Here is a 12972-nt window from a genome sequence, read left to right as displayed (position 1 = left end):
CTCGCGTAGAACTCCGCGACCTCCGTCAGCGCCTCCGTGTCACTCGAACTCGGTAGTCCCAGGGGGTGGCGGATGTCCTCGCCGTGCACGATGACCTCCCCCAGGTAGGCGGGCAGGTCCTTGGTTGGTGCGACGGTCGAGTCGATCACGGCTCTGAAGCGGTCGAGCGTGTCCTTCGGCGTGGCGCCCAGGTGGTCGCGCAGTCGTCGTTCGTTGTGTACGGCCGGCCGGAACCCGGCCAGGACGATGCTGCGCATCCATGCCCACTGCCCGACCGACGCCGCGGCGGTGAGGTGCGCGACGACGTGCTCGACGTCCCACTGCCCGCACAGGGTCGGGTGACGCCACTGCGCCTCATCGAACCCCGCCAAATTCTGCGCCAGCTCTCGACGGGCCCGGTGTATCGCCTCCCAGGCATCCATGCCAGCCTCCACCTCGCTACCGAATGATCCGGTGTCCGCTGTATTCAGTACCAGAGGTCGGCCAGCAACTCCAGGGACCGGTTCCGCACCGCCGGGTCGAACGCGTAGGTCACGGTGATCAGCTCGTCGGCGCCCGTGCGCTCGACGAACTCGTTCAACTGCGCCTTGACGGTCTCCGGCGATCCCACCGCGCTGATCTCGAGCATCCCGGGCGAGCTGCCGGCGAACTGCTCCGGGTCGACGGGCGGCTGGATCTTGCGGCGTCGCCCCGCCCGCAGGTCGAGGAACATCTGCTGGAGGGTGGTGAACTGTCGCTGCGCTTCGGCGTCGGTGTCGGCGACGATCACGTTGATCCCGGCCATCACCTGCGGCTTGTCGATGCGCGCGGTGGGCGCCTCGGTGCTGAAGGACTCCCGGTAGACGCGGATGGCGTCGTCGATCTGGTCGGGCGCGAAATGCGAGGCCAGCGAGAACGGCAGCCCCAGCTGTCCGGCGATCGAGGCGCCGTTGACGGTGGACCCGAGCACCCAGATCGGCACCTCCATGCCCTGCGAGACCGACGACAGGATCGGGGTGCTGTGCGCGGTGCCGGTCTCGCCGAACCACGCCTGCAGGTCGTAGATGTGCTGGGCGAAGGCCTGCGGCTCGGCCGATGACCGGCTCAGCGCCTGCGCGGTCATGCCGTCGGTACCAGGAGCGCGGCCCAGACCCAGGTCGATGCGGTCACCGTGGAGGTTGGCGAGCGTGCCGTACTGCTCGGCCACCATGAGCGGCGCGTGGTTGGGCAGCATCACGCCGCCGGAGCCCACGCGGATCTTCTCCGTCACCGAGGCCGCCTGCGAGATGAGCAGCGCCGTGGCGCTGGACGCGAGGTTGGGGGTGTTGTGGTGCTCGGCAAACCAGAGCCGGTGGTACCCGAGCCGGTCGGCGAGGCGCGCGGACTCCATCGAGGCGGCGATGCCCTCCCGGGCGGTCGAGCCGTCGGAGATGGAGACCAGGTCGAGGATGCTCAAGGGGATCGACAACTGCACACCTTTTTCTGCGTTCACTTCTGAGAGTTCGAGCCGGCACGACCCGCGTTCCGAGGCTACCGACGCGAGGAGATCGGTGACGGATCACCGACCCGCCTGCTCGCCCCGCCCCACCCCCGTGATGGCGAGTGGGGCGGTCCGTCTCTACGCCTGAGTATGACGACGAGGACGCGCGCCTCCCCTTCGCCGGGAACGGCCCCGGGGTTGCGCATTTCGAGCAACTCCCCATGTGCCGTGGGTCACACTGGGCCGAGTGCGGGTATCGCCCGCGCGGCAGGTCCGCACGAAGGGTCCCGACCACATGACCAACCACGCGACGCAGTCGACGTCCACCGAGTCCATTTCCACACCGACGCGTTCAGATGAACCGCTCAACCAACGAATCACCTCGGGCGAGGCCGACCTCGATGAGTTCCGGGAGCGACTGACCCTCTGGTTGGCCGGTCGGGATGAGGTCGACTCCGGCGCCGGGGTCGAGGTCTCTGCGGTGAGCCGGCCGGAGAGCTCGGGGATGTCCAACATCTCGGTGCTCTTCGACGCCGCCTGGACCCCGGCCGGTTCTACCGAGCGCCAGTCCGCCCAGTTGGTGGCCCGTATGTGCCCCCAGGACGACGCGTTTCCGGTGTTCCCCGTCTACGACCTGCAGAGGCAGTTCGACGTGATGCGGGTGGTCCGCGAGAACACCGACTTACCGGTCCCCCGTGTTCGCTGGCTGGAGCAGGACCCGGCCGTTCTCGGCACGCCGTTCCTAGTGATGGACCGGGCCACCGGGCGGGCGCCAGTCGACAACCCCCCGTACGTCTTCGACGGCTGGCTCCTGGAGATGGGCCCCGAGCAGCGGCGGGTGGTGCAGCGGGAGTCCCTGGCGGTGTTGGCGGCGATTCACGGCATTGAGGGGCCAGCCGAGCTGGTGCCCTCGCTCGCCCCCGCCGACGGTTCTGGCGGAGCAAGCGCACTGCGCGCCCACGTGGACGAGCAGCGGGCCTACTACGAGTGGACCATCCGTGAGGACGGGCTGCGGATCCCGCTGATCGAGCGGGCATTTGACTGGATCGAGGCGCACTGGCCCGCCGAGACCAGCCCGGATGCCCTGAGCTGGGGCGACGCGCGGATCGGCAACATTCTCTACGAGGGAACGCGACCGACCGCCGTCCTGGACTGGGAGATGGCGACCATCGCGCCGCCCGAGGTGGATCTGGGGTGGTTCCTGTACTTCCACGACGTGTTCCAGGAACTCGCCGTGGCTTTTGACTTCCCCGGGATTCCGGACCTGTTCGAGCACAGCGAGGTCGTCAAGCAGTACGAGCAACTCACCGGATCCACGGTCCGGGATCTGCCGTTCTACTACGTGTACGCCGGGCTGCGGCAGGCCGTGATCCTGTCGCGGATCACTCGTCGTCGTATCCACTTCGGTGAGGTGGAGACCCCCGCCCACCCGGACGAGTACGTCCTCCACCACACCAAGTTGGCGCAGCTCATCGCCGACTGATCGCGCCCACCGGCCCTCCGCACCCACCAGCCTCTCCCCCGCCCCGCCAGCGGCCGTCTACTCCCAAGGATCCACGTGAAACCCACCCCGCTCGACGAGTTCCCCGTCCACCAGACGTCGATGCCGGTGGCGCAGGCGGGCACGAGCGATCGGAACTTCTACGACCGCTACTACTTCAACGCGCATGACCGCACCGGCGAGGTGTTCCTGGTGACCTGGTTCGGGGTGTATCCCAACCTCGGCGTGGTGGACGCGTTCGCGACGGTGCGCCACGGCGATACGCAGCGGTCGGTGCGGTTCTCGGATGCACTCGAGTCGCGGTCGCTGGAGACGACCGTGGGCGGGTACCGGATCGAGGTGATCGACCCGCTGCGGTCGTTGCGCCTGGTCTGCGAGCACCCGGATCTGTCGATGGACATGGCGTGGGAGGGTTCGTTCGACGCTGTGCTCGAGGACCGGCACGTCCTGTTGGAGGGCACGCGCGCGATGCTGGACGCGAGCCGCTTCGCACAGGTGGGCAGCCGGTCGGGAACGCTCTCCGTCGACGGCCGTGACTTCTCCGTCGACCCCGACGCGTGGCTGGGCACCCGCGACCGCTCGTGGGGGATCCGCCCGAGTGGTGAGTCCGACCCCCCGGGCCGGTGGGCGGCCGAGCCGCGCGAGGGGTTCTGGTGGACGTACATCCCACTGCGTTTCGACGACTACGCGATGGTCGTGATTCTCCAGGAGAGCCCCGACGGGCACCGCACGCTGAACCACGCGAGCCGGGTGTTCGCCGACGGACGGATCGAGCAGCTGGGTTGGCCGCGGCTGGAGGTCGACTACCGCAGCGGCACCCGTCATCCGGAGTGCGCCCGGCTGCACCTGACGACCCCGCGCGGTGAACCGTTGTTGCTGGAGGTCGAGACGCTGGGAGGTGTCCCGCTGAGCATGGGCGCGGGTTACGTGGGCGACCCGGCGTGGTCACACGGACGCTGGATGGGCCGCGAGTGGAGCGAGTCCGTCACCTACGACATGACCTCCCCTGACGTGGTGGGCATGCTGCCGTTCAACGTCGTGGACCACGTGGCGCGAGCCACCTGCAACGGCGATGTGGGCCGGGGCCTGTTCGAGCACGCCAACATGGGCCGGCACGACCCGTCGGGGTTCTCCGACTGGGGTGATATGGCTAAGTAAACGTCGGCGCTGCGGATAGGGTCGACTTCCGAATGTGAAAGCGCGCCGACAAGGGAGCCCAATTGCCGAGGATCGAAGTGGTGGCGGCTTCAAAAAACGACCCCCACCGCGCAAAACTTGACAGCCGATAGCTTACGTTATGTAAAGTGAACGCTGCTGAGTTGTAGATCCTGCGAACTCGACACCTCCACCGAACCGCCCCTCGCCCACATTGCCCAACAGCCCACGTGACCTGCACACCCTCAGGTGCCAGGCTGTCGCTTGAGCCCTTGGTGCGCCTTGGCCGCTGGGCCATAGCGAAGCGTCGGGCAACCCTGCCACCAGCGACCTCTTGCCGAGTTTCGCATCAAGTGCGATAATTTCGCACATATCGCGAACCATTATTGGACGGTGCGAGATGTCGAAGCAGGATCTGCCTCCGGGATCGGCGCGGCTGCAGCTGGCCGACGGTATCGCTGTCCTGCGGCCGGAAACCGCAGTGTTCGAGGCGATGGTCACCGGATGGTCCCACCAACAAATGGCACGGAACCTCTCTGCCGGCACGATCTCGGCGCAGGTAGCAACGATCCGGCGGTTCCAGGACTTCTGTGAGGTCGAGGGACCGTGGGCCTGGACGCCCGCGATGGCCGATGACTGGATCACCGAACTGCGCGGGATCCACGGCCTCGCACACAGCACGATCCTGAGTTACCAGGGTGCGCTGCGGCACTTCATGGACTACCTGCTCGACCCGGCCTACGAGTGGGCCCAGCAATGCCAGGACCGGTTCGCCACCCATCCCGTACAGATCATCACCGAGGCCAACTCGGCCCGCCACGCACACGAGAGCCCCGGCGACCCGCGCAAACGCGCGTACAGCACCGACGAGCTGCAGGACCTGTGCGATACCGCAGACGCGCAGGTCACCCACCGCTTTCAGGTCGGCGCGAAAGGGGCGATGGTGGCGCTGCGCACCGCGACGATCACCAAGGTCGCCTACGCCTGGGGCCTACGGCGCAACGAAGTGCGCATGCTGGACCTGACCGACTTCGGACCAAACCCGCGTGCACGGCAGTTCGGCCGCTTCGGGGTCTGCTACGTCCGCTACGGCAAGCCCAGCAAAGGATCCCCCACCAAACGGCGCGGCGTCCTGACCGTCCCGGAGACCGCATGGGTGATCGACTGCCTCGAGCAGTGGATCGACCAGGGACGCCCAGGCTTTGACCAGGCCACCGGGACAGCATTGTTTCCGACCGAGCGATCCGATCGGATCTCGAACGGGGCACTGCCCCACAGCTTCTCTGACCTCTGTGACACAGCCGGCCTGACCGACCCCGGACTGGACTTTCACTCCCTGCGCCGCAGCTACGTCACGCTGCTGGTCGAGTGCGGCTACGACACCCGCTTCATCCAAGAGCAGGTCGGACACGAGTACGCCTCGACCACCTCGCTCTACACCTTCGTCTCCCCCGACTACCGCAGCCGCGTCGTGGCCGCCGCGCTCCGCGCCGCAGCCGGCCACCTGCCCGAAAGGACCAACAGGACATGAAGCACCGGATCACCTACCAGTGGCGACTACGCCAAATCATGACCGACCGAGACATGCACAACCTGTCCGACCTGATCACCCCGCTGCACGAGGTCGGCATCGAACTCTCCGCCTCCCAGCTCTACCGACTCCTCGGACGCACCCCGGACCGGCTGCCCCTGACCCTGCTCGGCGCCCTGTGCCACGTCCTGGACTGCACCGTCGAGGACCTCTGCGGCTTCCGCGTCGACACCGCCCCCTCACGACGCACCGCCACGGCCACGGACGTCTCCCCCGCAGCTGATGGTCCGCTGCGGCCGAAGCGGGCTCATATTCACCGACCCGGCCCACCGGACTAGACAATCCGCGGCGGCGAGCACATGGCTGACACATCGAAGTACCACTGCACACGGTGCCACGACGAGCGGCAGCATCGCGGCGTGCGCTGGCCCGAGGGCTTCGTCTGCCGCCGCTGCTACCAACAGGCCACCCGCCGACGCGGGACCTGCCCCAGCTGCCAGCGCCCAGACCGGCTCCTACCCGGCCTGGACGACACCCAGGCCATCTGCACCGACTGCGCCGGAATCGACGACCCCCGGCTGACCTGCACCCGCTGCGGCGACCAAGACGAACCCCACCGCCGAGGACTCTGCGCCCGATGCTGCCTCACCGACGACCTGACCGCCCTGCTCACCACCGCCGACACCGGCCACATTTCCACCGAGCTGCAGCCCCTACTCGATGCGCTGACCAGCCAAGACCACCCGCGAAGTGCACTCATCTGGCTACGCAACCCCGACGTTCGCCAGCTCCTGGACGGGTTCGCGCAACACCGCTTGACCATCAGTCACGACACCTTCGCCCACTACCCCGCCGAACGCACCGCACGCCATCTCCGGGACCTGTTCATCAGCTGCGGAATCCTCGCACCCTACGACCGCAACCTCGACCGCTTCACCAGCTGGCTCAAAAAGAAGCTCGCCTCCACACCAATTCACCAATCGCAGCAGGTCATCACCGGATTCGCCACCTGGCATCACCTGCGCAAACTCCGCGCCCGCTCCCAGCGCCAACCCCTGGAGAACGGGCCGATCGCCAACGCCAAGCAGGAGATCACCGCCGCGATCGACTTCACCAACTGGCTCTACACCCGTAACACGCCACTGGCGCAAGCGACACAATCCGACATCGACGCCTGGCTCGCCACCGGGCCGACCACCCGCAGCATCGCCAGAATGTTCGTCAGATGGTGCATCACGCATCAACACATAACCGCCCACCTGGAGTTCCCCTACCGACGTGCTCGAACCCACCCCATGACCAGCGACGATGAGCGCTACGCCCGATTGACGACGATCCTGGGACACCGTGACACCCCGGTGTGGGTTAAAGCCGCCACCGTCCTGCTGCTGATCTGCGCGCAACCAGTTTCGCGCATCGCCGCCATCAAACTGGACGCACTGCGGACCGACGACAGCGGCAGCCTGTGGATCCGATTCGCCGACGCCGAGGTAGAACTCCCACCTCCTCTCGCCGACCCCGTGACTGAGCTCATCGCACAGCGGCCCAACATGAACACCGCCGCCAACCAGACATCCCAATGGCTATTTCCCGGAGTCACTGCAGGCCATCACATCAACCCGCAGACCCTGATGGGAAAGCTCCGCGCCAACGGAATCGACCTCCAAGGCGCACGCAACAGCGCGATGCGCGAACTGGTCCGCGCCATTCCTCCAGCGATCGCGGCAACCCAATTCGGATACAGAGCTCAGACAACCGAGCGACACGCATTCATCAGCGGTACCAACTGGAGCGCCTACCCCGAACTCCGCCAGGAACCCGACACCACAGAACCCGGCACCTGACCAGTACCGCTTGTCGGAAGCGCTAATTAGCACTTGACGAGGACTGTGGCCCACCCGGACACTCTGGATATGGAGATCCCTCGCCTGGTCGAACTCATCGACGCCCACAAGCGCGCCTACGGCGTCAGTGAGGCCGAGCTGGCCCGCCGAATCGGGATCACTCGACAGAATCTGTTCTTGTGGCGCACCCGCGGACTGCGCGGCCTGCCGGCCCGAACGACTCTCGACGGCATGGCTACCGAACTGCGTCTTCCGTATGTCCGGGTTCTCGAGGCGGCTTTGCGCGATGTCGGCTACCTCGACGCCACCGACGGATTATCAGGCGTACTGGCATGACCGCCCCTGAGGCCCTTGGCCCGGCGGCCACGATTGCGGCACTGAGTTCCACCACCCACCCGCTTGGAGACCTGACCGCGCTACCCGCGGTATCCGGGTTATATGCGTGGTGGGCGGCCCCAGAGATACTGCCGCACCTGCCCGGCCCCGCCCATCCGCGCCACGAGGACCTGCGGTTGCTCTACATCGGGATCGCCTCGAACTTGCGACGCCGGATCATCAGGAACCACCTGCGGCGTAGCGGAAGCTCGACACTGCGCCGCACCCTCGCCGGCCTGCTACTCGCCGAGCACGGCTACCGCACTGAGCACACCGACCGCGTCGTACTGATCGCCCAGGACGAGGCCAGGATCACAGACTGGATGCACATCCACCTTCACCTGACCTGGTGCGAGCACCCCGAGCCTTCTGCGGTTGAACCGACGGTTATAGCCCGATGGGCACCGCCGCTGAACCTCAACCATGCCGCTGGCGCGATCCGCGACATCGTAGCCGCCGCCCGCACTGCATTCAATAGCAGCGCCTGAAGCAGGCCACCCGCCGACATCCAGACCTTATGACGAGTAGGCCATGTAGAGTTGTAAATTCCGCGAACTCGACCCCCCGAACTGTTCGCTGCTTGGCTTGGCTAGCACCCTGCGTGACCTGCGCGTATTTGGGAGCAGATCGGCGCTTCGCCGCTTGTTGGACCCTGGCCGCTGGCCGATGACGAAATGGTGGGCAACGCTGCTACCTGCGACCCCTCGTCGCGATTCGCGTTATCCGCGACACTCTCGCACGGTCCAGGAATAGGATCTGGCCGGAATTCACCGCCTCCGCCCCGATATCCGCGCTTTGTTCCGCGTTAAGAGATGCCGATGGGATTTGGCCGAGAGTTCGACGGCGCCCGCCCGCGGGCGGTGATTCGGGGGCGGGCGAGTCCTGTCAGTCGTGGGTCATCGCCCCTGTGAGGGTCCGCTGTAGGAAGGTGATCTGGTCTGTCGCGAGCGTCGTCTGCCACGGGTCGTCGTAGACGTCGAAGTGGCCGACTGGGTAGTCGCGGAACTCGGTGGGTGCGGTGGCTTGGGCGGCCGCTCGCTTCGCCGCCGGGCTGGAAACGATCTGGTCCTCGGTGCCGACCTGGACGAGCAGGGGCGCTGAAATCTTGCGGATGCTCGTGACTGGGCGATTGAAGGCGACATCGAGGGTGCAGCGTGCGCGGACCTCGTTCTTCCACAGCGGGCCCGCCGCGGACTCGAAGGCCTCGAGGGCACCGTCCTGGGCGATCACTGCCGCGGACCCCTTCGGCCCGACCGCCTGCAACGTCTCCGGCTTCCGGCCGAACCTGTCGCGCACTCCCGCCGCGGTGAGAGCGAGGAGTTTGCCCGGCCCCTCGTTCTTCAGGATCATCCCCAGCACGGGCAGCCCGTCAACGGCGGGCGTCAGCGAGATCACCGCGGCGATGCGCTGATCGCGGGCTGCGGTGTGGAGCACGTGGCCACCGGAGTACGAGGTCCCCCACAGGACGATCGCGTCCGGGTCCACACCGTGCAGGCGGCGCGCGGCGGCCACGGCGGCCTGGTAATCCGCACGCTGGCCCTTCACATCGATGTGCTGGCGCATGGGTCCATCGGAGCCACCGAATCCTCGGTAGTCAAACAGAAGCACGTCGAGTCCGGCCCGGGCGAAGGCTTCGGCGTACCCTTCGAGGCCCGCGTCCCGGGTGCCGCTGAAGCCGTGGGCCATGACGACGCACGGTCGCCCGGCGGCAGAGTCGAACGCGTCCGACTCGCCCCGGTAGTGCCATGCCGCGCACGTGGTGCCCGCGCTGAGGAAGGTGATGTTGTTTCGGGTCATGCCGCCGCCTCCGTCTTGAGCTGCTGCGAGCGGTCATCGCTTGAGCGGAATTCGAGTGTCCCGTCGTCGATCTCAGCACCGAGCCTGTCGCGGTCGAACGCGTAGTCACTCTGGAAGCTCCACGGGCTGTCTTGCACCTGACGGGGGAAGACGTCCATGGCGCGTCGAATGTAACCGGACGACAGATCGAGGATCATGTCGCTGCGATCGGCATCATCAGCCGGAGTATGGGGTACGACGGTGTCGGCGCCTCGTTCATCCATGAGCCTGAGCAACCGCGCGAGGAAATCGCTGGCCAGGTCGATCTTGAGCGTCCACGAGTTGTTGGTGTAGCCGAAGCCGAAAAGGAAGTTGGGCAGGCCGCTGATCATGAGGGCTTTGTATGCCACCGAGTCGGCCCAGTCGATCGCCTTTCCGTCGATGGCCACGGCGATCCCACCGAACGGCAGCACCTTGAGTCCTGTCGCCGCGACCACGATGTCCGCCGCCAGGAACTGGCCGGAATCCAGTTCGATCCCCTCGGGGGTGAACGTCTTGATCGTGTCCGTCGCGATGGTCGCGTTCCCAGCGCGGATGGCCCGGTAGAAATCGCCGTCGGGGACGATGCACATCCGCTCATCCCACGGGTTGTAGACTGGGTTGAGGTGGGTGTCCACGTCGAAACCCGCCGGCAGGAATGCTTTGTTGACCTGCCGGAGCCCCGCGCGGATCACGTTGGGGTACCGCTTGCTGAGCCGGACGAGGGTGCGGAGTCGCTCGATGTTGACCCGTCGAGTCGCCGCGAAGGCCTTGTCCTTTGAGACGAACCGCTTGAGGACATCAAAGACGATATCCTTGGACGGAAGCGGGACCACGTAGCTGGGTGAACGCTGGAGCATGGTCACGGTCGCGCCCCGCTCAGCGAGCGCGGGCAGCATCGTAACCGCGGTGGCACCACTACCGATCACCACGACCTTCCGACCCTCGACTTCCATGTCCTCGGTCCAGGCCTGGGCGTGGAGCAGGGTGCCGGCAAAGGACTGCTCGCCCTCCCACCGCGGTCGGTGCCCTTCCTCGTGGTCGAAGTAGCCGCTCCCGGAGACCACGAAGCGGGCGCGCACGAGCTCGACGCGGCCGGTCAGGACGTCGCGCAGCGTGGCCTCCCATACGGTGTCGGTCGACGACCAGTCCAGGCCCTCGACCCTGGTGCCCAGTCGGAGATGCCCGGCGAGGCCGAACTCCTCCACGGTCTCGCGGAGGTAGTCCTTGATCTCGGCTCCGGGTGCGATCGCCTTCTCCTTCATCCACGGCTTGTACTGGTAGCCGTAGGTGATTAGGTCCGAGTCGGAACGGATGCCCGGGTAGCGAAAAAGGTGCCACGTGCCCCCGACGTCCTCGTGGGCGTCAACGATCATCATCGACTTACCTGGGACCTCGGCCTTGAGGCGGGACGCGAACCCGAGCCCGGTGGGCCCGGCACCGATCACAAGAACATCGACGTCCGGTTCCACGGTCTCCGCGCTCGACTCTGGGATGAACTCCACAGCAACTCCTCTGATGGTTGTACAGCCTTTGGTTGTATGCCCCCCATACTTCTGTGATACAGGGCACATCTCAAGGTTGTTTCGCCCTGCAATATCGCGGGATCTGTGCACTATGCCCACCCGGTCTAGAGTCGAGGGATGACGAGTGACGATCCCGCGGCGCTAGTGCGCGTGGTGGCGCAGTGGCTTATGCACGACGAGGAGGCGATCTCCCTGGTGGAGGACGCGGCACTGTGGGGCGTCGGTGCGGAGCTCCGCGCCAACCCCGTGATGGCCCGTGAGGTCTGCGAGTCGACGCGCCTCAACGTGCGGCACTGGGCGTCGCTGATGGCCGACGACCCGCACCAGCAGGTCACCCCCTCGCTCGCGGGCCCCGTCGTCGGCATCGCACGCGAGGTGATCCGTCGCGATTCGGAAGGCTCGCTCGCGTCGGCGTACCACGTGGCCAAAGACGAGGCCTGGCGGTTGTGGATGCAGCGCAGCTTCGAGACGGGGGCGGATGCCCAGACACTGTCGGCCGCGCTCGACCTGGCCTTCGAGTCCCTCAGTTCGTGGATCGAGGCCACGCTCAGCCAGCTCGGCGCCCTGATCAGGCAAGAACGGCAGGACCTGCAATGGCAGACCCATACCCAGCGACTCGCGATGGCCACCAAGGTCCTCGACGAGGACCCGCCGGACATCGACGCCGCCGAGCGCGGATTGGGCTACAAGCTCCGGGGGGCCCACCTCGCAGGCGTCCTGTGGACCGATGCGAGCACCCCGGACCAGGCCGCGCTACGGCGCGCTGCCAACACACTGCGTACTCGCGCTGACGCCCCGAGAATGCTGGCGGTGCCGGCCAGCGCGTCCTCGCTGTGGCTCTGGATCGGCTCGGCCAAGCCCATCGACCCCCGCATCCTCGCGGAGGCCACCACCGACCGGACCATGGGCCTGGCCGTGGGCGGGCCGGGTATCGGTGTCGACGGCTTCCGCAGCAGCCACTTCGAGGCGGTCAGCGCGCAGCGGCTCCTACTTCGATCTGCCGGGCGCCAGTTCGCCACGTTCGACGACATCGCGCTGGTCCACATCGCCACCCAGAACGAACAGGCGGCGCACGCCTACGTCTCCCGGGTCCTCGGCCAACTACTGTCGGCCGATCGTGACCTCCTGGACACGGTGCGCACCTACGTCCGCGAGGGGCACAGCGTCGCCCGCACCGCGCAGGCGGTGTTCGCCCACCGGAACACCGTGCTCAGCCGGCTGAAGCGCGCCGAGCAGCTACTCCCCCAGCGCTATGCCGCCAATTCTCTCGACGTCGGGGTGGCACTCGAGATCGACCACTGGATCGGCCAACACTGAACATGGGCAACCGCAATGCTGGCGGATCTCAGCGAGACGAACACCCAACCTCTTCCCTTTGCCGTGATCGATCACGCCGAGAAATTTGTCGTCACCTTCCCCGAGGACAAGCGGGGTCGCGCGGTGGGATTGTGGGCCGGAGTAGCGGGTTCCGGAGCGATGCTCGGCATCCTGCTCTCCGGAGTCCTGCTCACTACCTGGTCGTGGAAGTCAACGTTCATCGTCTCCGCCGCGGCCGGACTCATGCTGTGCGTGGTGTCCCCCGCGATCCCGGAATCGCGGTCCACTGCCAGAGAGCGCTTCGATGTTCTCGGGGCGGCTCTCTCCGCACTCGCCGTGGGCACATTAGTTGCAGCACTCATCGAGGGGCCGACCCTGGGCTGGAGCGATCCCCTCATCGTCACCGGATTCGTCGTCGCGGCCCTGGCCACCGCCGGGTTCGTGGTAGC

Annotated in this window: 13 protein-coding genes; 9 read left to right on the top strand and 4 right to left on the bottom strand. The window is 66.7% G+C overall.

Annotation, left to right across the window (positions count from 1 at the left end):
• Both G6027_RS19145 and G6027_RS17300 read right to left on the bottom strand, forming a co-directional pair.
• A partial coding sequence (locus G6027_RS19145) for a maleylpyruvate isomerase family mycothiol-dependent enzyme (RefSeq protein ID WP_241727239.1) occupies positions 1-422 on the bottom strand: 422 nt, incomplete at its 3' end.
• A 44-nt stretch (positions 423-466) separates the two neighbouring features.
• The gene (locus tag G6027_RS17300; protein WP_182638258.1) at positions 467-1447 is read right to left on the bottom strand and encodes an LLM class flavin-dependent oxidoreductase; all 981 of its coding nucleotides are present in this window, start codon (positions 1445-1447) and stop codon (positions 467-469) included.
• A gap of 307 nt (positions 1448-1754) precedes the next feature.
• Between G6027_RS17300 and G6027_RS17295 the strand changes: the two genes are divergently transcribed.
• The 7 genes from G6027_RS17295 to G6027_RS17265 all read left to right on the top strand — a co-directional run bounded on the left by G6027_RS17295 (position 1755) and on the right by G6027_RS17265 (position 8353).
• Positions 1755-2942, top strand: a complete 1188-nt coding sequence (locus G6027_RS17295; RefSeq protein WP_182638214.1) for a phosphotransferase family protein — start codon at positions 1755-1757, stop codon at positions 2940-2942.
• Between the two features lie 75 nt (positions 2943-3017).
• Positions 3018-4118: a hypothetical protein gene (locus G6027_RS17290; RefSeq protein WP_182638213.1), complete on the top strand. Its 1101-nt coding sequence runs from the start codon at positions 3018-3020 to the stop codon at positions 4116-4118.
• 397 nt (positions 4119-4515) lie between these two features.
• Positions 4516-5646 (top strand): tyrosine-type recombinase/integrase, encoded by a 1131-nt coding sequence (locus G6027_RS19140; protein WP_241727238.1) that lies wholly within the window; start codon positions 4516-4518, stop codon positions 5644-5646.
• Complete coding sequence (locus tag G6027_RS17280) at positions 5643-5984, top strand: helix-turn-helix transcriptional regulator (RefSeq protein ID WP_182638212.1); 342 nt, start codon at positions 5643-5645, stop codon at positions 5982-5984. The genes G6027_RS19140 and G6027_RS17280 overlap by 4 nt, the downstream gene beginning before the upstream one ends.
• Before the next feature lie 21 nt (positions 5985-6005).
• Positions 6006-7490, top strand: a complete 1485-nt coding sequence (locus G6027_RS17275; RefSeq protein ID WP_182638211.1) for a hypothetical protein — start codon at positions 6006-6008, stop codon at positions 7488-7490.
• Between the two features lie 69 nt (positions 7491-7559).
• On the top strand, positions 7560-7826 hold the full coding sequence (locus tag G6027_RS17270; RefSeq protein ID WP_182638210.1) for an XRE family transcriptional regulator: 267 nt from the start codon (positions 7560-7562) through the stop codon (positions 7824-7826).
• Positions 7823-8353, top strand: a complete 531-nt coding sequence (locus G6027_RS17265) for a GIY-YIG nuclease family protein (protein WP_182638209.1) — start codon at positions 7823-7825, stop codon at positions 8351-8353. Before G6027_RS17270 ends, G6027_RS17265 begins: the two co-directional genes overlap by 4 nt.
• Positions 8354-8750: 397 nt before the next feature.
• Here the strand turns inward: G6027_RS17265 and G6027_RS17260 are convergent, their stop codons facing one another.
• Positions 8751-9662, bottom strand: a complete 912-nt coding sequence (locus G6027_RS17260; protein ID WP_182638208.1) for an alpha/beta fold hydrolase — start codon at positions 9660-9662, stop codon at positions 8751-8753.
• Entirely contained in the window at positions 9659-11185 is a 1527-nt protein-coding gene (locus G6027_RS17255) for an NAD(P)/FAD-dependent oxidoreductase (RefSeq protein ID WP_182638207.1), read from the bottom strand. Before G6027_RS17255 ends, G6027_RS17260 begins: the two co-directional genes overlap by 4 nt.
• Before the next feature lie 138 nt (positions 11186-11323).
• Between G6027_RS17255 and G6027_RS17250 the strand changes: the two genes are divergently transcribed.
• Both G6027_RS17250 and G6027_RS17245 read left to right on the top strand, forming a co-directional pair.
• Positions 11324-12523, top strand: a complete 1200-nt coding sequence (locus tag G6027_RS17250; protein WP_182638206.1) for a helix-turn-helix domain-containing protein — start codon at positions 11324-11326, stop codon at positions 12521-12523.
• 63 nt (positions 12524-12586) lie between these two features.
• Positions 12587-12972, top strand: a 386-nt coding sequence (locus G6027_RS17245; protein ID WP_182638205.1) for an MFS transporter, incomplete at its 3' end; no start/stop codon positions are given.

This window comes from Dietzia sp. SLG310A2-38A2 (genome assembly GCF_014145095.1).
In the GTDB taxonomy this organism is placed as follows: domain Bacteria; phylum Actinomycetota; class Actinomycetes; order Mycobacteriales; family Mycobacteriaceae; genus Dietzia.
This window is presented reverse-complemented; position numbering and strand designations above follow the sequence as displayed.